18 protein-coding genes and 1 pseudogene are annotated in these 25,032 nt (G+C 60.1%); 9 read left to right on the plus strand and 10 right to left on the minus strand.

Annotation, left to right across the window (positions count from 1 at the left end; genetic code table 11):
• A pseudogene (locus VWZ87_RS16670) lies at nt 1-78 on the plus strand (epimerase); the annotation flags it as partial.
• Nucleotides 79-206: 128 nt separating this feature from the next.
• Here the strand turns inward: VWZ87_RS16670 and VWZ87_RS16675 are convergent.
• Together VWZ87_RS16675 and VWZ87_RS16680 are read right to left on the minus strand one after the other, a co-directional pair.
• Nucleotides 207-713, minus strand: a complete 507-nt coding sequence (locus VWZ87_RS16675) for a fascin domain-containing protein (protein ID WP_416536356.1) — start codon at nt 711-713, stop codon at nt 207-209.
• Between the two features lie 168 nt (nt 714-881).
• The gene (locus tag VWZ87_RS16680; protein WP_416536357.1) at nt 882-1,766 is read right to left on the minus strand and encodes a mechanosensitive ion channel family protein; all 885 of its coding nucleotides are present in this window, start codon (nt 1,764-1,766) and stop codon (nt 882-884) included.
• Nucleotides 1,767-1,883: 117 nt separating this feature from the next.
• Between VWZ87_RS16680 and VWZ87_RS16685 the strand changes: the two genes are divergently transcribed.
• Both VWZ87_RS16685 and VWZ87_RS16690 read left to right on the plus strand, forming a co-directional pair.
• Complete coding sequence (locus VWZ87_RS16685) at nt 1,884-2,723, plus strand: formate/nitrite transporter family protein (RefSeq protein ID WP_340544127.1); 840 nt, start codon at nt 1,884-1,886, stop codon at nt 2,721-2,723.
• A 119-nt stretch (nt 2,724-2,842) separates the two neighbouring features.
• Entirely contained in the window at nt 2,843-3,004 is a 162-nt protein-coding gene (locus VWZ87_RS16690) for a DUF1328 domain-containing protein (RefSeq protein WP_340544129.1), read from the plus strand.
• Nucleotides 3,005-3,083: 79 nt separating this feature from the next.
• Here VWZ87_RS16690 and VWZ87_RS16695 read toward each other — a convergent pair whose 3' ends face one another.
• Nucleotides 3,084-4,412 (minus strand): dihydrolipoyl dehydrogenase family protein, encoded by a 1,329-nt coding sequence (locus tag VWZ87_RS16695; RefSeq protein WP_416536359.1) that lies wholly within the window; start codon nt 4,410-4,412, stop codon nt 3,084-3,086.
• A gap of 111 nt (nt 4,413-4,523) precedes the next feature.
• Here VWZ87_RS16695 and VWZ87_RS16700 point away from each other — a divergent pair, with 111 nt between their 5' ends.
• Nucleotides 4,524-5,579, plus strand: coding sequence for a YihY/virulence factor BrkB family protein (locus VWZ87_RS16700; protein ID WP_416536360.1), 1,056 nt, complete (start codon nt 4,524-4,526; stop codon nt 5,577-5,579).
• Between the two features lie 55 nt (nt 5,580-5,634).
• On the opposite strand, the gene VWZ87_RS16705 is transcribed toward VWZ87_RS16700, so the two are convergent.
• Both VWZ87_RS16705 and VWZ87_RS16710 read right to left on the minus strand, forming a co-directional pair.
• Complete coding sequence (locus VWZ87_RS16705) at nt 5,635-6,906, minus strand: MFS transporter (protein WP_416536361.1); 1,272 nt, start codon at nt 6,904-6,906, stop codon at nt 5,635-5,637.
• Nucleotides 6,907-7,026: 120 nt separating this feature from the next.
• Entirely contained in the window at nt 7,027-7,425 is a 399-nt protein-coding gene (locus VWZ87_RS16710) for a helix-turn-helix domain-containing protein (RefSeq protein WP_416536362.1), read from the minus strand.
• A 79-nt stretch (nt 7,426-7,504) separates the two neighbouring features.
• Here VWZ87_RS16710 and VWZ87_RS16715 point away from each other — a divergent pair, with 79 nt between their 5' ends.
• Both VWZ87_RS16715 and VWZ87_RS16720 read left to right on the plus strand, forming a co-directional pair.
• Entirely contained in the window at nt 7,505-8,746 is a 1,242-nt protein-coding gene (locus tag VWZ87_RS16715) for an MFS transporter (RefSeq protein ID WP_416536363.1), read from the plus strand.
• Nucleotides 8,747-9,204: 458 nt separating this feature from the next.
• Nucleotides 9,205-9,918 (plus strand): trypsin-like serine peptidase, encoded by a 714-nt coding sequence (locus VWZ87_RS16720; protein ID WP_340544138.1) that lies wholly within the window; start codon nt 9,205-9,207, stop codon nt 9,916-9,918.
• Nucleotides 9,919-10,118: 200 nt separating this feature from the next.
• Here VWZ87_RS16720 and VWZ87_RS16725 read toward each other — a convergent pair whose 3' ends face one another.
• From VWZ87_RS16725 to VWZ87_RS16740, 4 genes are all read right to left on the minus strand, one after another.
• The gene (locus VWZ87_RS16725) at nt 10,119-11,288 is read right to left on the minus strand and encodes an HlyD family type I secretion periplasmic adaptor subunit (RefSeq protein ID WP_340544139.1); all 1,170 of its coding nucleotides are present in this window, start codon (nt 11,286-11,288) and stop codon (nt 10,119-10,121) included.
• Nucleotides 11,285-13,651 (minus strand): ATP-binding cassette domain-containing protein, encoded by a 2,367-nt coding sequence (locus tag VWZ87_RS16730; RefSeq protein ID WP_416536364.1) that lies wholly within the window; start codon nt 13,649-13,651, stop codon nt 11,285-11,287. The genes VWZ87_RS16725 and VWZ87_RS16730 overlap by 4 nt, the downstream gene beginning before the upstream one ends.
• Nucleotides 13,648-14,952 carry a TolC family protein gene (locus VWZ87_RS16735; RefSeq protein ID WP_102853909.1) on the minus strand — a complete coding sequence of 435 codons (1,305 nt, stop codon included), beginning with the start codon at nt 14,950-14,952 and terminating at the stop codon, nt 13,648-13,650. The genes VWZ87_RS16730 and VWZ87_RS16735 overlap by 4 nt, the downstream gene beginning before the upstream one ends.
• A gap of 100 nt (nt 14,953-15,052) precedes the next feature.
• A complete protein-coding gene (locus VWZ87_RS16740; protein WP_416536365.1) occupies nt 15,053-18,745 on the minus strand; it encodes an Ig-like domain-containing protein in 3,693 nt (1,230 codons plus the stop codon).
• A gap of 704 nt (nt 18,746-19,449) precedes the next feature.
• On the opposite strand from VWZ87_RS16740, the gene VWZ87_RS16745 reads away from it, so the two are divergent.
• Genes VWZ87_RS16745 through VWZ87_RS16755 form a run of 3 tightly spaced genes read left to right on the plus strand, consistent with a single transcriptional unit; the run spans nt 19,450 to nt 24,237 of the window.
• Complete coding sequence (locus tag VWZ87_RS16745; RefSeq protein ID WP_340544146.1) at nt 19,450-21,384, plus strand: PrkA family serine protein kinase; 1,935 nt, start codon at nt 19,450-19,452, stop codon at nt 21,382-21,384.
• Between the two features lie 20 nt (nt 21,385-21,404).
• Nucleotides 21,405-22,742, plus strand: coding sequence for a YeaH/YhbH family protein (locus tag VWZ87_RS16750; protein ID WP_416536366.1), 1,338 nt, complete (start codon nt 21,405-21,407; stop codon nt 22,740-22,742).
• Nucleotides 22,729-24,237, plus strand: a complete 1,509-nt coding sequence (locus tag VWZ87_RS16755) for a SpoVR family protein (protein ID WP_416536367.1) — start codon at nt 22,729-22,731, stop codon at nt 24,235-24,237. The genes VWZ87_RS16750 and VWZ87_RS16755 overlap by 14 nt, the downstream gene beginning before the upstream one ends.
• A gap of 26 nt (nt 24,238-24,263) precedes the next feature.
• Here the strand turns inward: VWZ87_RS16755 and VWZ87_RS16760 are convergent, their stop codons facing one another.
• A complete protein-coding gene (locus tag VWZ87_RS16760) occupies nt 24,264-24,929 on the minus strand; it encodes a GntR family transcriptional regulator (protein WP_416601202.1) in 666 nt (221 codons plus the stop codon).
• Nucleotides 24,930-25,032: the final 103 nt, after the last annotated feature.

Genomic DNA, 25,032 nt, shown 5'->3' on the forward strand with positions numbered 1-25,032 from the left:
GAAGACCTCAAAACCGCCCGCCGCCACGCCCTGCTGAAAGAACACGGCATGGACCTGCCGGTCAGCACCGAGGGCTGAGGATATAGTGGCGCGTGTTCAAGAGGCTGGGCGACCTGGCCGAAGATGTGATCGTCGACAGATGTTCTGGCAATAGAAACCAATTGTCGACCACCCCTCCACGACGGGGAGGTGGCCGGGATACAGCGTCAGCCAGCGTTTGACACAAGCTCGAATGTGGCATTGTCGTTCAGAACCTGGATGCCCTGGGCGACGCCGACGCCGTTGCTGCCGAATGTCGTTGCGCCCTCCGTGTTGAGCGACAGATAATAGCCAGCAAATGTCGAGCATTCGAAGGCGAAATAATTGGCGCCGACGACACGCAGTATCCAGCGCTCGAGCCCGCCGCAACCGAACTGGCAGTTGATCGGTTTGATCTCTCCCGGCGATGGGGTGCCGATGCGTACGTAGCAATTGTTCCATGCCGCTGAGAGCAGGCCGACTGTACCGTCTTCCTGCGGTGTCAGAATAAACTGCTCCCATGAACTTGCGCCGATTTGCGCGTTGACCGTTCCGGCGCCTTCGGGGGCGGGCGCGTCGACACCGCTGCCATCCATGCGAAGATAGGCGTCGTCATAGGCCGCGCATTTGAGAGCATAGGTCAGCTTCTGCGTCGCTGATGCGGTAGCGTTCTCTTCCAGTAAACCGAGATTCATAGCAGGTACTCCTCCGTTTCAGGGAGGTTTGAATAGCATGAAACACAATCAAAGATTGAGTTAAATCGCCATCATCCCAGCGCGATGGTAGAGTGAATTGCGGCCTCGTGGCTAGGAGCGTTTGATGATCGCAAACAGTGATCCAGCGCTCGGCCACAGGGGGGTGGGTCACGCGCTGGGTTTCTGCGCCGCGGCAATATCGACCGGGATCGGCGCGTTGACCGTCAGGGTTCGGTAGGGGAAGGGAATCTCGATACCCGCATCGTCCAGGGCGGATTTCACTGCACCGACAACCTGATCCCGGCTGGTGCGGATATCCACCGGTTCGGATCCGGTCCACCAGGTGATTTCGAAGTCGATGGAGGACGCGCCAAAGCTCTTGGCAAAGACCTGAATGTCGCGCACGTCGTTGCGCACCATATCGACGCCTCTGACCGCTTTTGAGATGACATCACGAGCGGCATCGACGTCTTCGCCATAGGCGACGCCGCAGATCAGCGTGGCGCGCCGCAGCTCGCGGTTGGTGCGCACTGTGACGGCGTTGTGGAACAGCTGCGCGTTGGGGACGACAACCAGTTGGCCGTCTGTCTGACGGATCCGGGTGTCGCGCACGGTGATCGCCTCGATCTGGCCCTCGGCACCCTCGCATTCGATGAAGTCGCCGATTTGAAAGGGTTCTCGCAGGAGGAGCAGAATACCAGCCAGGAAGTTTTCAAAGGTATCCTTGAAGGCAAAGCCAATCGCCACCGACCCAAGGCCAAGGGTGGTCAGCGCCTTGCCCGGCGTGATCGTGGGGAAAACAACGGTGACTGCGATCAGGCTGCCGATAAGCCACAGAAGGACGCTGGCAAGGAGCTGTAACACATCGCAGAGATTGCGTCGCAGTTTCAGCTGGCTGCTGATCCGCCGGATGATCGTTTTTGCCGCCCAGACCAGCGCAGCTGTCAGCACCAGAACGATGATGGCAACGGCCAGACGCGGTAGCGCATCGATGGCGCCTTCCAGCCACCCCGTCAATTGGTCCATCAGTGTGGCGCTGATCTCGGCAGTCATCGGCGTATCCCTTTACAGGTCTCTAGGGCTAACGCTCCGGCGTGAAAAAGGTTCCGCGCGGCGGAACCTACTGGGACACTTGGGCGTTGAACTGGATATGGAAAACAGGAGTTGCAGATGATCGAGGCCAAGACGTCCGGCGAAGACCTCATCCAGGAAGAGTCCGAGAATGAGGCCGTCGAAGAGGCAACAGGCCTGTCTCCAAGGCTGATCTTTGAAACCATTCGTCGCAACGGTGAGGAAGAATTGGAGCGACCCGTGCGGGCGCTGTGGTGGTCTGGCATCGCTGCCGGGCTATTGATCAGCTTCTCGGTGTTGGGCAAGGCCGTTTTCAAGACCCATCTGCCAGATGCCAGCTGGTCCCCGCTTGTTGAGAACCTTGGATATTCACTAGGCTTTCTGATGGTCATTCTTGGCCGAATGCAGCTGTTCACCGAAAACACCATTACCACCGTGGTGCCGGTCATGTTGCGCGGGGACAAGGCCAGCCTGCTGCGCACCGCGCGGCTTTGGTCGGTGGTGCTGGCTGCGAATGTTGTCGGGGCCTTCCTGATTGCGTCGTTCTTTGCCCTGACCCCGGTGCTGGACCCGGCCCTGCGCGCCTCCATGGTGGAAATCAGCGAACACGCCACCGGAATGCCTCCGTTTATCGGCATGATCAGCGGTATCCCGTCGGGGATCCTGATTGCGGCAATTGTCTGGATGCTGCCCTCTGCGCAGCATAGCGAAATCCCCCTAATCGTCATCTTCACCTGGCTGATTGCCGCCGGGGACTTCACCCATATCGTCGCGGGTTCGGTTGAGATGGCGTTTCTGATGGTGCAGGGGATGCTGCCTCTGGGGCAGGCTGTCTTTGGTTTTTTCCTGCCGGTCTTGGTGGGCAATATCATCGGCGGGACAGCGGTTTTCACCGTGTTGACCTACGCGCAGATCAAGCCTGAGATTGACGAGAAATAGGCGTCTGTTTCAGACCCGGTCCGCGCCAGTCAGGCGTAGGACCGGCCAAGTCTCGGAACCTTTTCCTGTCAAAAACGTTGTGTTTGCAGAACCATAACGGATAGAGACGAGGATGATCGATGATGAATTGGCCACTGGTTTTTTCTCTGATTGCAGCTGCTTCGGCAGTACTGGCATTTGGTGGTGTCGCGGCAGGGGCGGCATTTGCTGCCAACGTGGTATTCCTGATTTCAATGTTCTTGCTGGGGCTTTCGCTCATCGATCGGACGCTATGCGACTGACCGGACGACGCCTCCGATAAGAGCAGACAAAAAAAGACGCGACCCAGAGCGGATCGCGTCTTTTTTTGTCCGCAGTATCTTACGGGCCGACCGTCTCTTCTGCAAAACTGGGGTGAATGCCGACGACTGCGTCAAGATCGTCTGCGGTGGCTCCGCTTGCGATCAGCGCGGCGAAGGGGGCGATCAGCTCCGGTGCTGCGTGATCGACCAGCGCCACGCCGCTCAGCAGGGGGCCGTTGAACGATCTGTCAAAGAACGAGTTGGCAGCCGTGCCGTCGTCCAGCACATCGCTGGACAGGCCAGACACCTGTTCACCGCCGGTGTTTGTCTGATCCATCCGGCCGACCTGCGCGACCGGCGGGATGGTATAGGCCGACTGCGGCACCAGATTGAGATCTATCTGTGCGGCGCCGTCGCCAAAGTGTTGGGTCGCAAAACAAGCGCCGTCTCGCGTTGCCACAGGGGTAAGCGGCAGACGGTCGGCAGCGTCGCCGACCGCGTAGATGCCGGGAATGGATGTTTGGAAATGCTCATCAATGGCCAGCGCGCCGGATTTCGCATGGACGATGCCCTGCACCCCTGGCCCAAGGGTGTCGGTGTTTGGTACTCTCCCAATGGCGGCTATCACCTGATCCGCATATTGGATGCTGCCATCGTCGAAGCTGACTTTGAACATTGTCCCGTTGAAGTCGATCTGCTTCGGCTTGCGGCCAAAGCCGATGGTGACGCCCTGTTTCTGAAGACCGGCCTGCACGCAGGCGATCGCCGGTGCGTGAAATTGATCAAGCAGTCTGTCGCCATCGGTCATCAGCTGCACCTCGCTGCCAAAAGCCGCGAAGATACTGGCGAATTCACATCCGATATAGCCGCCGCCGATAATCAGCAGCCGCCCCGGTAAATCACTCCACCCAAAGACATCATCACTTGTGGCGGCCAGATCACCACCCGGAATATCCAACGCGCGTGGGCGCGCCCCGGTCGCAAGCAACAGTTTTCCGGGCTGGAAAACCTCACCACCGGCGTGAATCTGGCCCGCTTCGCCAATCTCGGCAGTGGCGCGCAGCAGGCGCACACCGGCCTGTTGCAATTGATCCTCGAAGTGGTGGTTGAGGTGGTCAATCTTGGCATCGGAGCGACGGCGCAGCGCGGCGAAATCAAAGTCGGGCAAGGCCGTCAGGCCAACCTTGGCCATATCACGGTCGCTCTGGCGATGGGCCGCGGCTTTCCACATCAGCTTCTTCGGGGTGCAGCCGCGGTTGACGCAGGTTCCGCCCAGCTCAGCCTGTTCGATCATCACGACCGAGGCCCCCAGCCGCGCTGCCGCCTTGGCGGCCGCCAGCCCGCCGGAACCGCCTCCTATGACCACCAGATCGTGGGAAGCAGCCGGGTGATGGGTGAAGTGGCTCATGGTTGTCTCCAATTGGATTGCGTCAAAACCTCAACTCGCGGGCAAAGGCTAAGTTCCAAGAAACAAAACGCCATCTTGCTGCGTTGAGTTGGCAACGCGGGAGACAGCCTCATGCCAAAACAGTCAGATCACAGCTCAACCTCCAAGTCGGGGACGACCACCACCACCGACCAGTCGAAAACAGCCCCCAACCTCGACCGCAGCGGTCCACCGAGTGACCCCGGACGGGACCGGAGCGGGCAGACACAGGATGGATCGCTTGCGCAACTGGCGTCGTTTGTGAAACTGCTCTGGCGGGCCTGGGGCCGGATGGGACAGACCAACGGCGGGCTGCTCGCCGCCGGAGTCGCCTTTTACGGCCTCCTGTCGGTTTTTCCAGGTATTACGGCAGCGGTTGCTCTGTTTGGTCTGATTGCGGATCCAACCCTGATCACTGCACAGGCTGCTTGGCTGACCGGGCTGTTGCCACCGTCGGCTGCGGATCTGGTCAATCAGCAATTGGTGCAGGTAGCGGGCGCGCGCCCAGAGTCGCTGGGCTGGGCCGCCGCAATCTCCGCTGCTCTGGCGCTTTGGTCCGCATCGCGTGGCACCGACAGTATGATCCAGGGGCTGAACGTGATTTTTGGCACCCGGGAGGGGCGCAGTTTCATCGTTCTGAAGGCGATGACTGTCGGCATTACTTTCACGGCCATTATTGGCGGATGTGTCCTGCTGCTGGTCGTTGCAGCGATACCCGCCGCGGCTGCGCTCCTGGGCGAGTCAGCGTTGTTGTCGATGGTGACCCAACTCCTGCGCTGGCCCCTGATGTTCGCAGTCGGCATCGCTGGAATTTCGGCGCTCTATCGATTTGGACCGGACCGGTCGGGGGATTGCTGGCAGCTGTTCACGCCCGGCGCGATACTGAGTTGTACGCTTTGGGTCGTCGGCAGCATCGGGTTCAGCCTCTATGTGCAAGCTTTCGGCAGCTACAACGAAACCTTTGGTGCCCTCTCGGGGGTGATCGTTCTGCTGACCTGGATGTGGTTGTCTGCTTTTGTGATCCTGTTCGGGGCCGGGCTTGATGCCGAGCGCCGCGCGGTGGTGAAAACCGGCCATTCTGTACCGGGTGACGCGCCGCGTGAAGACAAGCTGACAGCGGATCACGTGCCAGCTCCCCACGCCGCCTAACGGAGCGATGGGATCGGGAGAGGCGACAGGGAGATGACGCGGGCCAGTTGGGGTGTTAGCCTTCGGCATCCTCCTGCACTTCGCTCAACCGTGAGCCAAGTGCCGCGCCCAGCCCGCTAAGCAGGGCGAGGAGCGCCAGAACCGGTGCTGCGCCAACAGCATCGGCCAGCAGCCCAAAGCCCCCACCCAGCAGCAACAGCACGCCAATCATCGTGTTGGAAAGTGCGGTATAGACCGATGTGTGACCATCCGTATCCATATCGGTCAGATGTGTTTTTCGACCGGCGCGCGCACCTTGATAGGCGATCTGGGCGACAAAGACGAAGCAGGCCACCAAGGCACTGGCAACAACGCCCTCACCCCAGCCGAACGCCGCCGCCGCCGCCAGCGTCACAGCGCTCAGCGCACCCGACACCATCAGGGTTTGGCGGCTTGATCGGTCCGATAGCTTGCCCCAGATGTAGGAGGAGACAATCGCAGCAATGGAGGAGGCCAGCACCAGCAGCCCGAGATTGCCAAAGCCGCTTTCGGCGTCGCGTCCACCAAGCATCACCAGAAACGGCGGTGCCAAGGCGGTTGAGATCAGCAGCGCCCGGGTGCCGATGTAACGCCGCAACTCGCTGTCCTGCCGCAACGGCAGCAACAGCTCCTGCGGGCTGAATCCTTCTTCGGACTGAGGCTCGGCTTCTGGCTCGTTCAAACGTGCAAAGACGGCAGCGGCACCGAGCCAAAGCAGGCCTGATACGGCAACAACCAGCGAGATGGCCATCGGGCTGCGGGGCAATAGCCCGGTGCTGAGCAAAATCGCAAACAGAAACACACCGCTGGCGGCGACGGTTCCCGCCGTTCCCGAGACGGACCCCCGTTTGCCCTTGTCCACGGTTCGGGCGAGGATGTCCTTGTAGCTGGCGCTACACGCCGACCGCGCCAGGGCCAGCATGGCAAGGCAGCCCAGAATGACCCAGCCTGCCATGACACCTGGTAGCAGCAGGGCAGCGGCGGCAATGCCAAGCGCAGCGAGACCTTGAAGCGCCGATCCGGCAGCCCAATAGTATTTGCGATATCGGCTTTGTTCGATCCGCTGGGCAAGGACCAGCTGCGGCAGGAGCGATCCTGTTTCCCGCACCGGGACCAGCACCCCAATCAGATAGCCCGGCGCACCGATTGCGTTCATCAGCCAGGCCAGCACCAGTTTGGGATCAATCAAACCATCGGCCAGCTTCGTCGCAGTGAGGGCGGTGACATGGGTCGCAACCCGGCGGGCGGCTTTGGGATCGGAAGCCTCAGACCCGGCCGTCAGCTTATACGTCAAATTTGCAAAACCCATTTCAGTCTCCGCCTCGCGCTGTTCCGATATCCTCTGCGATATGTGGCAACGGGCGCAGAAGTCTACGATCACATACAATTGCCGCCAGAAAGCGTCGCCGAAGGAGGAGGTGGCCCGGTTTCAGCCACGGGTCCGTCGCGCGACCTTCAGGAGCCGTTGAAAGGTTGGGCACTCCATATGCGATGGCGCAGGGCAGTCGGCCACATGGCGGATCGCGTCACGAAGCGTCGACAGGTTGCGGATCTGTTTATCCAGCTTGTCCGCCCTTTGGTGCAGCTCATCGCGTGGCAGGTCCGGCCGCCCATCCGAGCCAAACATCCCCGAAATTTCCGCCAGCGAGAAATCGGCTGCCTTGCCAAGCGCGATGACCGATAGCTGCAACAAGGTCTCAGGCCCGAATTGCCGCCGCAATCCCTTGCGCGCGAGCGAGGTGATAAGGCCGAGCTCTTCGTAATACCGCAATGTGGCGGGGGTGACGCCACATCGGGCGGCTACTTCTCCGATGTCGTACAGGCGCATCGCTCTTTCCTCTTGACCTAAAGTGGACTTGAAGTTGCAGGCTGCGCCAGAATGCTCACACCCACAAGAGGAGACTGGCATGTCTGTACCGGCAGCCCCGATTTCTGATGCCGTCTGGAAGGATCCGCGCGCGCTGGCCCTGCTATTCGCCGCAACCCTGACCATTATGGCGAACGCCACCATCAGCCCGGCCCTTCCCGGGCTTGAGGCCGAGTTCGCCGATACGCCGAATGCGGCCTTGCTGACGCGGTTCCTGGTCTCTGCACCGTCGCTGTCGGTTCTGATCTGCGCGCCGCTCGCCGGGTGGATGGCGGATAGATACGGGCGGCGCTGGATGCTGTTGCTGGGTATTGCGTTGTTTGCCGTCAGCGGCGCCGCAGGGGCGGTGCTGCCGAACCTGACGGCGATCATGATCAGCAGGTTGCTCTTGGGCGTGGCGGTGGCGATGATCATGACTGCCCAGACAGCGCTGATCGGCGATTATTTCACCGGCGACGCGCGGCGTTCTATGATGGGTTTGCAGACCTCGGCACGCAACTTCGGGGGGCTGATCTTCATCACCTCAGCTGGGGCGCTGGCGGTGATCTCAGCCCGGCTTCCCTTTGCGATTTACGCGGTTGCGATCCTTCTTTTGCCGCTGGTCTGGCGTTACCTGGCAGAGCCGGATCCGGCCCAGCGGAGCGAAACCGCAACCGGATCAACCGAGGGCGCAGCCCGTTCGGCTTGGCCTGTGCTGCTTGTCGGCTTGGCATCGTTGCAGATGATAACCAGTCTGGTTTTCTTCATGATGCCGACACAGCTGCCATTTTTTCTGGCGACGCAGGCTGGCGATCATTCCGCAAAAACTGGGCTTCTGTTGGGGGTGCTGACACTATCTGGCGGGATGACAGGTTTTCTTTACCTGCGCATCAATCGCTGGCTCGGTGCGGCGGGCGCCTACGCATTGGGATATGCCTTGATGAGCAGCGGGTTTCTGATGCTGACGGGGGGCGGCACCCTGTGGCAAAGCCTGGCGATGGTCGCCATCGGTTCCGGATTGGCCACGGTGATGCCGAATTTCGTCGCGCTGGCCTTGGCGCTGTCACCCGCCTCGCGGCGCGGCGTTGTGGCGGGCGCGTTGATGGCATCGGTGTTCCTGGGACAGATTCTGTCGCCTGCCGTCAGCATACCCGGCATTGCGACCCTGGGGTTTCTGGAGATGTTTCGTGCGGCGGCTGTGCTGCTGATCTGCCTGGCGATTGGCGCTGCTATGTGGGCCCTGATTCCCCGGCTCTATGCGATTCTTCTTGAGCCGATCAGGGGGCTGCGCCGCTCCAGATAGGTCGAATTGGCAGCATCACACCACCGCGCGTTAAGATATTGCAGATAAGTCCTAAGGGAAGGTTAAGGCGGAGTTTTGGTTATTTGAAAGTTAAAACGGCTCTTCCTGTGCTCTGTCGACCGACCCGCCGCGCGGCGCCTGCGGCAATGTGGCAACCCTGCCGCACGGTGGCCGTAATGCCATCGTCAGCTGCCAGCGACCGGCTGCAGCCTGATTTGCCACCGTGAGAATTTATTAAGCGATCACAAAGGTTTGCTAAAAAGTTAATAAAACACCCGAGAAATTGTGTGCGCTCTGCGGTTTTTTTGCGATGATGGGGCATCAAAACCCTGGGGGGGGTCCTGATTTGTGTAGAGAGACTTATTTTGCGCATGGTTTCGGCCATGTCGGGCAGTTTTGCGTCTCATTCCAGCCGCACGCTTGAACCAAGGTGTGAGCGTGGGAATTTGGAGTGGGCGATGAAACGCATTTTTGCTGCTTTTGCGGCATGCCTCCTGTTTGGCATGCCTGACAGCTCTGCTGCGGAAGATCCGCAGTCGAGCATCACCTCCGTTATTGGATGGGAAGCCGTGGGTCGGCTGAACATTTCAGGACGGAATATGTGTACCGGGGCCTTGGTGGCACCCGATCTGGTCGTGACGGCGGCGCATTGCGTCTACAACCCCGACACCGGCCGCCAGGTTGATCCGACCAGCATCCGGTTCGAAGCGGGGCTGAACGGGCGACATGCCAAGGCGGCGCGGTCTGTCACCAAGGCGGTTGTCCACCCGAGCTACGAGTATCAGCCACTCGGCGATTCACAATTGGGCAGCGATATTGCGATCCTGCGTCTGGATCGGCCAATCAGCCGCAACATGATCCAGCCCTTTGAACTGGCCAATCGTCCGGCGCGCGGGGCGTCGGTTGAAGTGCTGTCTTATTCGATGGCGCAGCAGAACCGTCCAAATCTGGAACAGAACTGCCACGTTCTGGCGCGACAGGCGCAGGTCGTGGTGATGACGTGCCGGGTTGATTTCGGTGCGTCGGGCGCGCCTGTCTTTGACGTCGTTCCGGGCCGGATGCCGCGACTGGTCTCGGTTATCTCGGCCAAAGCGGCGATGGGCAATCGTCGGGTCTCAATCGGAACTTCGTTTGATCAGACTGTTCTGGCGATGATGCGGTCGGCCAGCTGATGGTACGATACGGGGACAAACCGGCATTCAGACCGGTCGAGCAGACCCCGTTCATCCATCTTGCGAAGGATCTCTAGGCAGCACCGATCCGAGGAAACCAGCTGACGGCCGCAGATGCACGCCGGTTTTCTCCAAGCGATCAACCTCTTAGACAGCCCCCCTGCATCCAATTGGATCGCGGGGTTTCTGGATGTGTTGCCTTAGGGTTCGCGCAGGGCCTCGCGGGATTTATACAGCGGTTTCAGCATGTAGTTCAGGATCGTTTTGCTGCCGGTCTGCAATTCAGCGGTGGCGCGCATCCCGGGGCGGATCTCGATGGCCTGCTGGCGTTCGGTAAATTCGGAACGATCAACCTTCACCGTCACCCGGTAGTACGGCTCTGCACGGGGATTGCGCTCGTCTTCGAAGGTATCGGGCGAGACAAAATCCACCTTGCCGCGCAGCGATCCGTAGATGGTGTAATCATAAGCTGAAAGCTTGATCGTGGCATCCTGGCCGGGTTGGACGCTGGCGATGTTTTCGGGCTTCACCCGTGCCTCTACAAACATTTCCTCGCCGAGCGGGATGATCTCGACGATTTCCTCACCGGGGCGGATCACGCCGCCGATGGTGGTGACCGCAAGGCTGTTGACGATCCCGGCCATGGGCGAGGTGATCACGGTTCGGTCAAGCTGATCCTGCGCCAGCCGCAGCTCCTGCCGGTATGAGGTCAGCTCGCGAAGGGTTTTGGAGTAATCCTCCGCCAGCTCCAGCTCTGACTGGGTGCCAATTTCATTGTATTTGGCCTGGGCGTCGCTCACGGCCTTTTGCGCGCGGTTGACCTCAATCAACGCCACGATCTCTTTCTTGTAGAGACGCTGCATATTGGCCAGTTCGTCCTTCAGCTGGTCGAGGATCTCGCGGGCGCTGGCGCGGCGACTGGTGAAATCGGTCTGCCGGGCATTCAGCAGCGCACGCTCCGAGGTGTAGATGCCTGGGGAGCGTTCGGCCAGATCGTCGGGAACATTGAAATCAAACGCACCCTCCAGTTCGGCCTCAAGCCTGTATTGTTTGATTTCCAACGCGTCGATCCGGTCCTGCAGATCATCAGCGGCGGCGCGGAACTTGGTGTCCTGCAGACGGGCGAGGATCTGCCCGGCCTTCACCGTGTCGCCCTGATGCACATGGAGTTCGGCAAGAATGCCGCCTTCAAGGTTCTGCACGATCTGAGAGCGCGAGGAGGACACAACCTCGCCGTCGGCACGAACGATTTCGTCGACCCAAGCAAAGCTGGCCCAGATCAGAAACACCACCAGAGCGCCCGCCGCCAGATAGATGATGCGGCTCGCCCCGCGCGAGGTTTCGCGAAGATCGTAGCCGGTCGAGGTCATTTGCCCTCACCTGCGGCAAGATGTGCCAGAACCTGATCACGCGGTCCGTCGACCACCATGCGCCCGGATTGCAGGATCAGCGTCCGGTTGGTCAGCGACAGGATCGGCATCCGATGTGTCGCAATCACGGTCGTGCGACCCTCCAGCCAGGTTTCCAGACGGCTGACCAATGTGCGTTCCAGCGTTTGGTCCAGTGCGGCAGTGGGTTCATCCAGAAGCACAATTGACGGGTTCTGCAACCACAGGCGCGCCCAGCCGATCGACTGGCGCTGCCCGATGGACAGCCCGCCGCCACCGTCGAAGATTTCCAGATCGAGGCCCTTGTGGTGATTGCGCACATGGGCGCCGAGACCTGCAAAATCCAGCGCCGTCATCAGCCGGTCGTCGTCGCGTTCCAGCTGGTTGAGGTTCAGGTTCTCGCGCAGCGTCCCGGCAAACAGCCGCACATCCTGGCTGAGATAGCCGATATGACGGCGCAGGTCGCGCGGGTCGATCTGGGTCATGTCGGTGCCGTCAATCATCACCCGGCCACGGTCCGGCGCATAAAGTCCCGACATCAGTTTCAACAGCGTCGATTTGCCGGAGCCGTTGACGCCAAGAACCGCAACCCGCTGGCCGGGGGTAACGGCAACGCCCGGCACGTCCAGCGTCGGGGCGCCGTCTTCGTCATAGCGAAACATCACTTCGCGCAGTTCGAACCGGCCTTGCAGGCTGTCGCGGCGCAGATAAGAGCGTTCGTCTTCTTTTTCCTGAGCGGAGTTGGCGATGGCGTCCAGTCCTTCCAGCGCACCTTTGACGTTGCTCCAGCGGGCCAGCGTGGCGGCAAACTGGGTCAGAGGTGCCAGCGTGCGGCTGGTTAGAATACCGGTTGCGATGATGGTACCGACGGTGAACTCACCGGCGAAAACCATCAGAGTGCCCACCACGACAGAGCCGATATAGGTGGCCTGCTGGACCCCCTGCGACCAGTGGGTAAGCGCGCTGGCAAGGCGGCGCTGCTCGGTCGCGGCATGAGTGGAGAGCGTGTTCAGCTCATCCCAGAGCCGCAGAACCCGGTCTTCGCCGCGCTGGCTCTTCAGCGTGTCCAGCTCGTTCACGACCTCATGCAGCAGGCGTCCGGCTTTGGCATTTGCGCCCTGTGTCTGACGTGTCAGCGCGATCATGCGCTTCTGCATGAAATAGGCGGGCAGCAGCATCAGGATGCCACCTGCAATGATAATCCAGACGATCGGGCCGGCAATTGAGGCGACGAGCAGCAGGAACACGGCGATGAAGGGGATGTCAGCCAGTGTCGAAATCGTGGTCGAGGTGAAGAACTCGCGCACCGAGCCGAAATCGCGCATCGCGGCAAACAAGCCTGATGGCGGCAGCGGTTTCTTATCCGACCGCATTCCGATCAGGCGGCGCATCAGGTTGTTCTGAACCGAGAGCTCAATCTGGCGTCCGGCAGCATCGGTGAGCCGGGCACGGGCCAGTTTCAGCAGCGCTTCCAGCATGATGGCGAGGAAAGCACCAACAGCCAGTACCCAAAGCGTTGCATGGGACTGGTGCGGCACGACGCGGTCATAGACCTGCAGGGAGAACAGCGCGACCGAGACTGCCAGAATATTGGCAACCAGAGAGCCGAGCATGATTTCACCCACCTGACGGCGGTATTTGGGGAATTCCCCCCAGAACCAATGGTCACTTTCCAGCTGCGGGGTATGACGGGCGGCGATCTGCTTCAATGAATTCCGCGCGCCCAGCGTGGTGCCGGTGAAGTAGGGGCCGAACTCGCCCACCGGAACATCCGCGCGATTGTCCGTGCAGGTGGTGTCATAGACGCTGAGCATGTCGCGGCTCTGCGACAGCACCAGCACACATTGGCCGTTGTTCATCATTGCCAGCGCGGGCCAGCTTTCGGCGGTGAGAAGCACCTGATGATTGATCTGGGCCTGCATGCCAGTGGTTTGAAGCGCACGTGCAAGCGAGTCCACGGAGACATCGCCAGGGTCATTGCGCCACATGTGCTCGGCAATGTCGCTGAGAGCGACATTGGTACCTTTGAGTGCGGCAAAGGTCGCGATCAATGCGGCGCGGTGCTGAATGCGGGCTGTCGCATCCTCGATCAGCGCGCTGACCTCACCGATGTCACCGTCTTCCAACAGCCCAGTCAGATCCACCTCAGCCATCGGCGGGGCAGCAGGGCCGGGGGGGGGCGCTGGCGCAGCAGAAGCCGGTGCCAGATGTGGTGCGGCTTGGGTCTCAACAGCACGGAGCACAGGTTTGGCGCCACCGACGCGTGCGGCATCATCCGGCGCGCGGGGGGCTGGGGGGACGGTCCGCAGCACGGTCTCATCTGTCGGGCGTTTGGAATTGCTCAAATCCGGTCCCCATCGGCCAAAAGTCCCATATCGCTTGCCAGCGCCAGCTGGATCAGAACGACTTCGTATTTTGCATCGATATGGGCGTGTTCGCGGCGTACCACTTCTTCATAGATGGACACCACATCCATGACCGAGCGTTGCCCGGCCTTAAACTGTGCCTGAAACAGGCGATAGGTCTCGCGGCTGGTCTGCGCCAGCGTTGCGGCTTCGGCCTCTTGCCTGCGATAGGAGGCAAGGCGCTGCATCTGCCGACTGTAGTCGCGGCGCGCGTCTTCTTCGACTTCGGAGACCTGACGTTTGGCAATTTCCTTGGAGGCTTCAATCGCCTTCAGCGCGGCAGGAGTGCCAAGGCCAAAGGGCTGTGCCAGATCAAGTGTCAGCCCCGCACCGGACCCGTCACTGGTGACATTGCCCGCCGCAGAGACCTGGGGCAGCAGGCCGGCGCGTTCCATCTTGGCCTGTTCCACACTGCGGGTAGCCTCGGCTTCGGCCTTCAGCACGGTCAAATAGGTTCCGGCTTCCGGAGGGGAGGCCAGATGTAAGCGGCTCGGGGTCTCCGCAAAACTTTGACCGGTGATCGCTTTCAACTCGGCGGTGGCTGTTGCTGTGGCGTCCTTGGCTGTCGCTACAGCAGAGCGCATACCGTTGATTTTGCTCTGTACCACATTGAGATCGGCGCGATCCGAGACGCCGCCTTCAACGCGGCCCAACACAATGCGCTCGAATTCATACATCCGTGACAGGGCGCGGGTGCCGACGGCGGCTTTCTCGGCGCCACGCAACCCCGATACATAGAGGCTGAGCGCGGTTTCGACGCGCTCGTTCATATCAATCGACAGGTTGACGGCGGCGACCTCGACGTCGGCGGCGGCAAAGGCGCGCTCGGCCTTGCGGCGGCCGTTGTCGAACAGCACCTGCTCAATCAGGATCCCAGCCACCAGATCCCCAAGATCCGTTAGGCTGACCGAGGGGCCGAGCGTTGGTAACCAGTTTTTGGACTTGGCTTCGGCGCGCAGCTTGGCGCTGGTCAGCTCTGCCTCTGCAGCGCGGGCAGAGGCGGAGATCGTTGACTGTGCCACGACGTCATAGACGCTGCCGTCCTCCAGCAGCGATTGACGCTGCATCAGCGTGGAAATTACAGCAGAGGGGTTCTTGGCATCCGGTTGGGCAAAGCTGCTGGCGCGACGGCTGACATCCGTTTCGGCGCCTTCGCCGGGCTTGGCAAAGGGCAGGGACTGCATGCAGGCCGACAGGCAGCACAACAGTGCCACCGCGCCAATGGGTCGTCCCAATTGCATTCTGCCCCCTCGCATCGCCTGTGCCCTTACCCTTGTTGCCGGGTAGTTTTGCCGGGGGCCGTTGGTTTGCGCCAAACGGCCCCCGGGTGATCGCTGTGGATCAGAAGACCACCTGAACGTCCTGATCGACGATCAGCGTCGTGCCATCGTTGCCAATGGTGTAGACATTGTAGAGTTCACCATCGACCACACGGGTGCCCGCGCTCGCGGCGTTGCCGCCGGTGAGGGTGATCTGGTCGTTGTCATTGTCGCTGCCGTGGATCGTTAGGGTGTCGGAATTGTTCGACAGTGCCTTGATGTCAGCTTCATTGAGTGTGAGGTGCACATCGTTTGCAAATTGCAGGTCCAGATGGTCGATGTTGAACTGGCCCAGCCCGGCGTGATTGATGGTGCCGCTGTTCGTTGCGTTGTCATCAAAGATCACCAAGGTGCTGGAGGTATTGCCAACATCATCGCTGCGCGACAGGACCAGATGTGTTCCATCCGGGATCGGCGTGCCGAAGGCAAACTCGGTGCCATCCTGCGGGTCGACCGTCTTGGTCGCCGCGGGAGAGCCAACAGTGCCTGCCGGGTTCAGCGTATTGACCGCGTAATTGTCGGTCGCGTCCTTGGTTTCCAGCTCAAGAATGCCCTGGCCAGTGATTTTCAGCGCGTAGATGGACGCCGGATCAACCAATGTGTCGATGTCGAACTGCTCGGTGATGCTGCGTTCGTTACCGGCAGCGTCGGTCGCGGTAATGGAGGCTGTCACGGTGCGGTCACCGTCCGGCAATGTTGCGTCGTCGAGCGTCGCCGTCCAGTTGCCGAGGGCGTCGACTGTGGCAGTCTGCTCTTTGCCTTCAACGTTGATCACCACCGTCGATCCTGCTTCGACAGTTCCGCTGAAGGTGACACCCGCCTGCTGCTCTGCCTTGTTCACGATGTCGTCCGAGGTCTGGTTCGGTTGCACCGTCAACGGCGTCACCAGCGTATCGAGCGCAACGCTATCCGAAACGCTCGCAGTATTGCCCGCGTCATCGATGATGGAGGCGGTGATCGGCAGGTTGCGGGTGCCGGTCGGGATCTGGGCCGCCGGGAAGGTGGTCGCCCAGTCGCCGTTTGCATCGGCGACGACCTGACGGCTTGCGGTGCCAAGGCCAACCGTCACGGTCAGGCCCGGCGTCGCGGTGCCGCTGATTTCGACACCGTCGGCGCGTTCGACAGCGTTGATCACATCGTCGATCTCGATCGGGTCGGGAGATAGCGTCACAGTGCCCGCAACGGTGTCTACCCGCAGGGCAGAGGAGGCCGAAGCGGTGTTACCCGCCGCGTCCGTTGCCGACACTGTGACCGAGGTATTGTATTCGCCAGCAGCCAGCGCGCCGGGCTCGAACAGCGCACTCCAGTTGCCATTTGAAGCCACGGTTGCGCTGCGGGTCACGCCTGCAACGGTCACCGAAACCACGGAGCCGGGCTCGGCGTTGCCTGTGAGCGTGACACCGGCCTGCGCCTCTGCTGCGTTGACGATATTGTCGCCGCCTGCCTGGTTGGCATCAATGCTGACAGCGGTCGAGGTATCGACACGCAGGGTGCCGGAGGTGCTCTCGCTATTGCCGGCCGCATCGGTCGCGGTGACGCTGATCGGGGCGTCATACTCGCCGGGGGTGATTTCGTTGGTTGCGTAGGGCGCGCTCCAGCGGCCCTGTGCGTCGGCGGTGACGGTCCGGGTGATGCCCTGGAAGGTCACCGCGACAGAGGCGCCTGGCTCGGCGCTGCCGGTCAGGGTCAGACCACCTGCGGCTTCGGCACCGTTCAGCACATCGTCGCCACCGGCCTGCCCGCTATCAAGTCCAACGCTGGTGGTGGTATCCACACGGATCTGGCTGCTGGTGGAGGCGGTATTGCCGTAGGCATCGGTCGCTGTTGCGGTCACCGTTGTGTCATAGGTGCCATCGGCGATATCCGAGCCGGCGAAGCTGGCCGTCCATTGCCCCTGGGCGTTGGCTGTCACAGTGCGGGTAGCTGTCCCCAGCTGGACCACAACGCTGGCGCCCGCTTCGGCGGTGCCGGTCAGGTCCAGACCGTTGTTGGCCTCTGCCGCATTGATCATATTGTCGCCCGCCAGCGGATTGCTGAGGGTGATATCGGTTTCGGTATCCACACGGACGGTGCCGGTGGTGGAGGCAGTGTTGCCCAGTGCATCAGTTGCTGTCACCGAAACATTGGCGTCATATTCACCGGTCGGGATCTCGCTGCTGGTGAAATCGGCGCTCCAGTTGCCCTGCGCATCCGCAGTGACCGTGCGTGTCGTTCCCTCGAGCGTCACCGCGACACTGGCGCCTGGCTCGGCCTTGCCGGTCAGGGTTACGCCGCTGGCGACTTCCGGCGCGGAAATCACATTATCGCCGGCCTGAACCGCGTCGAGCGACGCCATGGTTTCAGTATCGACCGGGATCTTGGTGGAGGTGGAGCTGGTATTGCCGCTGGTGTCTGTTGCCACGGCAGAGACGCTTGCGTCATAGGTGCCGGTTGCGATTTCAGAGCTGAGATAGCTGGCCGACCAGTTACCCTGCGCATCTGCGGTTACGGTACGGCTGACCCCTTGGAATGTCACCACAACACTCGACCCCGCCTCGGCTGTACCGGTGAGGGTAATGCCCGCTGCCTGTTCCGCGCCGCTGATCATGTGATCAGTGCCCACTTGGGTGTTGATCGTGACCCGGGTTTCGGTGTCGACGTCGACCGTGTGAGTCGTGGTGCTTGTGTTGCCAAAGGAATCGGCGCTGGTGACTTCGATGGTGGAGCTGTAGATGCCCGTCGCCACTTCGTTCACGCTGTAGTTCACCGACCATGTTCCATCATCGGCCACGGTGGTTGTGCGGGTCACACCCTGGAACACAACACTGACGCTGGCCCCTGCTTCGCCGGTGCCGTTCATCACAACACCGTCGGCCACTTCGATATAGTTGATGTGATCGTCGCCTTCGACAGTGTTGACGTCGATTGGCGGCGGGGTGGTGTCGATGATGACCGAGGGACCATCCAGATTGAATTCGGTACCGGCCGGATCTTTTACATAAACTGTGGTCTCGTAGGAGCCATCCGGCGGCAGGTTGGTCACCGGGAAGTTGGCAACCCAGGTGCCATCATCCTTGACCGTGACGGTTTCGGTAATTGTACCGAGCGTGACTTCCACGGTGGAGCCGGGGGCGCCGGTGCCGCTGACGATCACATCTTCGGTGGTCGAGCCTGCAACCGGATAGGTCGCATCGGGATTGTCGACGGTTGGCGTGACGGCCCCGCCGCCTCCGCCACCACCACCGCCGCCTGCACCAACAATGGCCGCTGCGCCAACGACGCCAGCTGCGGCGCCTGCGGTGCCGAGGCCGCCGATCAGCGGGGCCACAAGGGGGGCGACAACCGGTTCGATGCGGTCCACGTCAAGGAACACCATGTCATCGTAGGCGCTCCACTTGCCGCTCATGTCGAGAGGTTCGTAGCTGGCATAGAGCATGCCATCGGTGCGGTCCTCCAGAACCACTTCGATGAAGTTGCCTTCCTCGCTGAGGAACAGGTTCTTGCCACCTGTCGCATCGGTGTTGAAGAAATCGTCCAGCACCACCACCTGACCGTCGATCAGCGTAATATGCAGGTCCTGGCCCCGCCGCGCGTAGCTTTCGACATCGGAGGGTCCGAGGTTCAGCGAAATGTCTTTCGCGGTTGCTGTCGCAATTGTCGCCTGGGGGGTGTCAGCAGATGTACCATGCTGCTTGGTGCCCGCCATGTCGCGGACGATGTATCCAACCGTACTCATTTTTATATACCGCTCGTCAAAAGACCAAAGCGCCGAAACCGTGACGCCCAGGTAGCCTGCATTGTTTTGCCCATCAGCCGTCTCCGCGGCCATATTGCCGCCATATTGCTGCCTTCCCAGCGGCCTTGTCTAGGTTTTGATGAGCGGATTTTTACCGAAAAGATCAGGGTGTGGCTAATTTGTATTCAATTTGCATCGAAGTTTATCCGTCGGTTTTTGTTAATGATCCCCTCTGGTTGACGTTAGGGAGGTGGCTGCGGTGGGTTTGCGGTGCATTTGCGATGGGCGCTGCGTTTATTTGCCTTCTGTTTATGGTGGTTCCATGTGTCCGCAGGCTGAAGAGCCGTCAGAAAGGGGGCCGGTTTCGGCTGTTCGGGTCACGTCTATATCGCCAATGTGTGAACAAGCGTTCTATTAAAACGCACTGGCAATTAACCAAAAAGACACCAGTTTCAGATAGGCTGAAGGACATAATTGGTGTAGAGTTGATCCTAAGTACACGACGCCGAAACCCAGGCCACAGCTGGAATGTCACCGCTCAGAGTGACCCGCTGGTCTTGTATCGCCGGATCCGGCGCCGAGCAGAATTCAGACGAATATTTTCACGCGGACATTACTTGGCCCTCGCGCTGGGCGCCCTCTGTCCGTGTGCGATCTTGGACCCCAGGAGGACCGGCGCGCAGTAACTAGGAGGCTAGAGCCAGATGAAAGACATTGCCGAAATTTTTGCCGAACAATACGGCGAAACGCGCGAGCAGGAGATGTCGTTACAGGACTATCTGAATGCTTGTCGCGATGATCCCAGCATGTATGCCAATGTCGCCGAACGTATGCTCAAGGCGATTGGCGAAGAGGAGCTGGTTGATACGTCAAAAGATGCGCGACTGGGTCCGATCTTTCAGAACCGCACCATCAAGCGATACGCTGCCTTCAAAGATTTCTACGGCATGGAGGACACGATCGAGCGGATCGTGGGTTATTTCCGCCACGCCGCGCAGGGGCTGGAGGAGCGCAAGCAGATCCTGTACCTGCTGGGTCCGGTCGGCGGTGGTAAATCCTCGCTCGCGGAACGTCTGAAACGTCTGGTAGAGGAGCAGCCGATCTACGTGCTGAAGGCTGGCGATCAGCTGTCGCCGATCTTCGAGAGCCCGCTTGGCCTTTTCGATCCGGTGCGGATGGGCAAATTGCTGAGCGATGAATATGGCATCGCCCAACACCGGCTGCCGGGGCTGATGTCGCCCTGGGCGGTCCAGCGGCTGGATGAGTTCGGCGGCGATATCAACAAATTCTCGGTGGTGCGGCTCTATCCGTCGCGGCTGCGCCGGATCTGCGTTGCGAAGGTTGAGCCGGGCGATGAGAACAATCAGGACATCTCCACGCTGGTCGGGAAGGTCGATATTCGCCAGCTGGAACATTACAGCCAGGACAATCCCGACGCCTATAGTTTCTCAGGTGGCCTGAATCGTGCGACCCAGGGCGTTCTTGAGTTCGTCGAGATGTTCAAGGCGCCGATCAAGATGCTGCATCCGTTGCTGACGGCGACGCAGGAAGGCAATTACATGGGGACCGAGAGCTTCGGCGCGATCCCCTTCACCGGGCTGATCCTTGCACATTCCAACGAGAGTGAATGGCAGCAGTTCAAGAACAACAAGAACAACGAGGCCTTCATCGACCGTGTGTCGATCGTGAAGGTGCCTTACTGCCTGCGGGTTTCCGAAGAGGCTAAGATCTACGACAAGCTGATCGAACACAGCGAGTTGGCTGCGGCCCCATGCGCGCCTGAAACGCTGAAGATCCTCAGCCGGTTTTCGGTGCTGACCAGGCTGAAACCGCATGAAAACTCAAATCTCTATTCCAAGCTGCGCGTCTACGATGGCGAAAGCCTGAAGGACACCGACCCGAAGGCCAAGACCGTGCAGGAGTATCAGGATCGCGCCGGTGTCGACGAGGGGATGAACGGGATTTCGACCCGTTTTGCCTTCAAGGTGCTGTCGACTACGTTCAACTTTGACACCGATGAGGTGGCGGCGGATCCGGTGCACCTGATGTATGTGCTGGAGCAGATGATCAAACGCGAACAATTCCCGGCGGAGACAGAGGCGAAATACCTTGCCTTCATCAAAACGGAACTGGCCCCGCGCTATGAGGAATTCATCGGCAATGAAATCCAGAAAGCCTATCTGGAGAGCTATACCGAATACGGGCAGAACGTGTTCGATCGCTATATCTCTTATGCCGATGCCTGGATCGAGGAGCAGGATTACAAGGACCCGGACACCGGCCAGCTCTATGACCGCGAGGTTCTGGACGCCGAGCTGAGCAAGATCGAAAAACCGGTAGGCATCGCCAACCCCAAGGACTTCCGCAATGAGGTGGTCAAATTCGCCCTGCGTCATCGCGCCAATACCGGCTCGAACCCGGCATGGAACTCCTACGAGAAGCTGCGGGATGTGATCGAGAAACACATGTTCAGCCAGGTCGAGGAACTGCTTCCGGTTATCTCCTTCGGATCGAAGAAGGACAGCAAGACCGAAGGCAAACATCAGGAGTTCGTCGAACGGATGCGCAGCCACGGCTATACCGACCGGCAGGTTCGCAGGTTGGTGGAATGGTACATGCGCGTAAATAAGGCGGGCTAACAGCAAAGGGTGGGTGGCAGATGCATCACTTTATCGACAGGCGCGCCAATCCCAAGGGCAAGAGTTTGGGGAACCGGCAACGGTTCCTCGAACGCGCCCGCGAAAGCATCAAGGAGCGCGTGGACAGATCGGTCCGCGACAAATCGATCAAGGATGGTGGTGGTATTCCTGCCGAAGGTGAGAAGGTCACTATTCCCTCACGGGGTTTGAAAGAACCCCGGTTTCACCATTCCGCCAAGGGGGGCCGCCGCCGTCACGTGCTGCCCGGCAACAAGGATTTTGTTGTCGGCGACACGCTCAAGCGACCGCAGGGGGGCGCCGGAGAGGGGGGCAAACAGGCGTCCGAGGATGGCGATGGCGCGGATGAATTTTCCTTTACCCTGACGCGCGACGAATACCTTGAGATCCTGTTTGATGGCCTTGAGCTTCCAGATCTGGTCAAAAAAGCCTCTGTAGAGACTGAAACCATCGGGACACGCCGTGCCGGGCTGACCACTGCGGGCACGCCGAACAACCTCAACCTTGTGCGGACGATGCGCAATTCGCTGGGACGTCGGATCGCACTGCAACGCCCGACTGCCAAATCCATAGCCGAGCTGCAAAAACAGATCGAGGAGCTTCAGGCGCTGGCGGAACGCAGCACCGAACAGGAAGCCTATCTTGAAGAGCTGATGCTCCGGTTGGAGGCCCTGGAGCGCAAACGTCGCGTGGTGGGGTATATTGACCCGCTGGATCTGCGATATGACACCCACGTGCCGGAGAAGATCCGCAACTCCCGTGCGGTCGTGTTCTGCCTTATGGACGTCTCTGGCTCCATGCAGGAGCGGGAGAAGGATCTGGCGAAACGGTTCTTCTTGCTGCTGCATCTGTTCCTGGCGCGCAGCTATGAGCATACCGAACTGGTCTTTGTGCGTCACACCCATCACGCGCAGGAGGTTGATGAAGAAACCTTCTTCTATGCCCGCGAGACAGGCGGCACCATCGTGTCGACCGCGCTGGAGAAGATGAAGGAGATCGTTGCCGAACGCTACCCGCCGGATGAGTGGAACATCTACGGGGCGCAGGCCTCTGATGGGGAGAATTTCGGCAATGACTCGGCGCGTTGCAAGGCGCTGCTTCTGGAAGAGCTGCTGCCGGTCTGCCAGTACTACGCCTATGTCGAAATCGTCGATGAGAACGCCGAGATGCTGTTGAGCAATCCCGAGGCGGGTGAGGATCTCTGGCAGAACTACCGGCAGGTCAAGGCTCAGGTCCCGCATTTTGAGATGCAGCGTGTGTCGCAACCCTCCCATATCTATCCGATTTTCAGGGAGTTCTTCCTCCCCAAGGCAAAAGGGGCGCAGAATGCAGGCGGGTGATACTATCGCGAAGCCACTGTTTACGGGGCCGGAATGGACCTTTGAACTTCTGGAAGTTGCGCGGGACGCGATTGAGGATATTGCGCTGAATGATCTGGGGCTTGATGTATATCCGAACCAGATCGAGATCATCTCGGCCGAGCAGATGCTGGATGCCTATTCCTGCGTCGGTCTGCCGCTGATGTATCAGCACTGGTCATTCGGCAAGCATTTCGCCCGCGACGAGGCGCTGTATCGGACCGGGCGGCAGGGGCTGGCCTATGAGATCGTCATCAACTCAAACCCCTGTATCAGCTACAATATGGAAGAAAATACCATGGCCATGCAGACGCTGGTCATGGCCCATGCGGCCTTTGGGCATAATCATTTTTTCAAGAACAACTACCTGTTTCAGCAATGGACTGATGCGGCCGGCATTCACGACTATCTGGCCTTTGCCAAGAACTACATCGCCGCCTGCGAGGAGCGCTACGGGCTCAGCGCAGTAGAGGAGATCCTGGACGCGGCCCATGCGCTGCAATCGCAGGGGGTCTTTCGCTATGGGCGTCCGCCCAAACCCACCACCAAAGAACTGGCAGCGATGCAGAAGGTGCGTGAAGGTTATGAAAGCGGTCAGAGCGTTCTGGATATCTGGACCGATGCGACCATGGGTGGCGACAAGCTGGAGCAGATCAGGGACGAGCCCTATAGTGCCCGTCGCAAGCTGATGAATCTGCCGCAGGAAAACTTGCTGTATTTTCTGGAGAAACACAGCCCGGTTCTTGATCCCTGGCAATCTGAAATCCTGCGCATCGTGCGGATGCTGGCGCAGTATCTTTACCCCCAGAAACAGACCAAGGTTATGAATGAGGGCTGCGCGACCTTTGTGCATTATTACATTATCAACAAGCTGTTCGAGCAGGGCCGCCTGACCGAAGGCGCCTATATGGAGATGATGCACAGCCATACCAATGTGGTGCTCCAGCCGGAATATGACGACCCGCGGTATTCTGGCATCAATCCCTATGCGCTGGGCTTTGCGATGATGCAGGACATTCGCCGCATCTGCGAGAACCCGACCGATGAAGATCGCGAATGGTTTCCGGATTTCGCGGGTGATCCCGACTGGCGCCGGGTGATGCGGGATGCCTGGGCCAATTACCGCGATGAAAGTTTCATCCAGCAGTTCCTGTCGCCGCATCTCATCCGCAAGTTCAAACTGTTCACCCTCGCTGATGACGCCGAGCAGTCACATCTGGTGGTGAGCCAGATCCACAATCGCAGTGGCTATCGCTCGGTGCGGCGCGATCTCGCGCATTCCTACGATCTGGCCTATTTAGAGCCTGATATTCAGGTCACCGATGCCGATCTGAAAGGCGACCGCGAGCTGAAGCTGACCCATACGGTGCGCGACGGCATTCACCTGTCGGAGGATGACCGCGACGAGGTATTGAAGCATCTGCGCCGCTTGTGGGGCTACGATGTCAGCCTTGAGGCGGTGGACGCCGGATCCTAGAGGTGCGGTAGGGCGGCAGTGCGGCGTTAGGGGATCTGCGCGCGTAGCTGATCCTCAAGCGAGGTTTTGGCAGCCAGAATATGCTCTGCTGTCAGTTGGGCCGCGAGATCGGCATCACCTGTTTCGCAAGCCGCCAGTATCGCGCGATGCTCCCTGCTGCTGCGGGCCATGCCGTCGCTCATGACAAGCTGCGCGCGAAGGTAGCGATCAATCCGGTCCATCGAGGTTTCGACGATCTCGACGTGATAGGGCAAGCCGCTGACACTATAGAGCGTGCCGTGAAATTTTCGGTTCAGCGGCCCCCATTGCATTGGCGCATCGCAGGCGGCAAAGGCATCCAGATGCGCGCGCGCCTGTGCGAGGATGTCCATGGTCATATTCGGGACGGCGGCGCGGATGATATCCGCTTCAAGCTTGGCGCGCAGCTCAAAGATTTCTGAGGCGTCCTGCATCGACAGGGTTGCGACCACGGCACCCTTGTAGCGCTGGGAGGTGACCAGCCCCTGCTGTTCCAAGCGGGCATTCGCCTCGCGGACGGGAAAGCGCGAGGTGTGAAAGGCCTTGGCGATTTCATCCTGCCGCAGGGGGGTTCCATCCGACAGCTCACCGGTGATGATCGCCTTGCGCAGGGTGCGAAAGATGATCGTCGCGGCGGATTCGGTCCGGGAGATGTCAACGGCTTGTAGTTTCAAGCAAGGTCCTCAACCAAAGCGGGGCAGGTGCCGGGCAATTATGCCTTTGGTTGACGCGGCTCGCCACCCCTTGCTGGCAGGACGTTCCCCGAATGCAGGCAGA

This window comes from Phaeobacter sp. JH20_37 (genome assembly GCF_048056015.1).
GTDB classification, from domain to species: Bacteria; Pseudomonadota; Alphaproteobacteria; order Rhodobacterales; family Rhodobacteraceae; genus Phaeobacter; species Phaeobacter bryozoorum.

What these genes read in the sequence shown, in the direction of transcription:
- VWZ87_RS16690 (WP_340544129.1), top strand. Translation starts at nt 2,843, where the DNA reads ATGATGAATTGGCCACTGGTTTTTTCTCTGATTGCAGCTGCTTCGGCA.
- VWZ87_RS16685 (WP_340544127.1), top strand. Translation starts at nt 1,884, where the DNA reads ATGATCGAGGCCAAGACGTCCGGCGAAGACCTCATCCAGGAAGAGTCC.
- VWZ87_RS16720 (WP_340544138.1), top strand. Translation starts at nt 9,205, where the DNA reads ATGAAACGCATTTTTGCTGCTTTTGCGGCATGCCTCCTGTTTGGCATG.
- VWZ87_RS16695 (WP_416536359.1), bottom strand. Translation starts at nt 4,412, where the DNA reads ATGAGCCACTTCACCCATCACCCGGCTGCTTCCCACGATCTGGTGGTC.
- VWZ87_RS16750 (WP_416536366.1), top strand. Translation starts at nt 21,405, where the DNA reads ATGCATCACTTTATCGACAGGCGCGCCAATCCCAAGGGCAAGAGTTTG.
- VWZ87_RS16740 (WP_416536365.1), bottom strand. Translation starts at nt 18,745, where the DNA reads ATGAGTACGGTTGGATACATCGTCCGCGACATGGCGGGCACCAAGCAG.
- VWZ87_RS16745 (WP_340544146.1), top strand. Translation starts at nt 19,450, where the DNA reads ATGAAAGACATTGCCGAAATTTTTGCCGAACAATACGGCGAAACGCGC.
- VWZ87_RS16680 (WP_416536357.1), bottom strand. Translation starts at nt 1,766, where the DNA reads ATGACTGCCGAGATCAGCGCCACACTGATGGACCAATTGACGGGGTGG.
- VWZ87_RS16735 (WP_102853909.1), bottom strand. Translation starts at nt 14,952, where the DNA reads ATGCAATTGGGACGACCCATTGGCGCGGTGGCACTGTTGTGCTGCCTG.
- VWZ87_RS16710 (WP_416536362.1), bottom strand. Translation starts at nt 7,425, where the DNA reads ATGCGCCTGTACGACATCGGAGAAGTAGCCGCCCGATGTGGCGTCACC.
- VWZ87_RS16675 (WP_416536356.1), bottom strand. Translation starts at nt 713, where the DNA reads ATGAATCTCGGTTTACTGGAAGAGAACGCTACCGCATCAGCGACGCAG.
- VWZ87_RS16705 (WP_416536361.1), bottom strand. Translation starts at nt 6,906, where the DNA reads ATGGGTTTTGCAAATTTGACGTATAAGCTGACGGCCGGGTCTGAGGCT.
- VWZ87_RS16700 (WP_416536360.1), top strand. Translation starts at nt 4,524, where the DNA reads ATGCCAAAACAGTCAGATCACAGCTCAACCTCCAAGTCGGGGACGACC.
- VWZ87_RS16725 (WP_340544139.1), bottom strand. Translation starts at nt 11,288, where the DNA reads ATGACCTCGACCGGCTACGATCTTCGCGAAACCTCGCGCGGGGCGAGC.
- VWZ87_RS16755 (WP_416536367.1), top strand. Translation starts at nt 22,729, where the DNA reads ATGCAGGCGGGTGATACTATCGCGAAGCCACTGTTTACGGGGCCGGAA.
- VWZ87_RS16715 (WP_416536363.1), top strand. Translation starts at nt 7,505, where the DNA reads ATGTCTGTACCGGCAGCCCCGATTTCTGATGCCGTCTGGAAGGATCCG.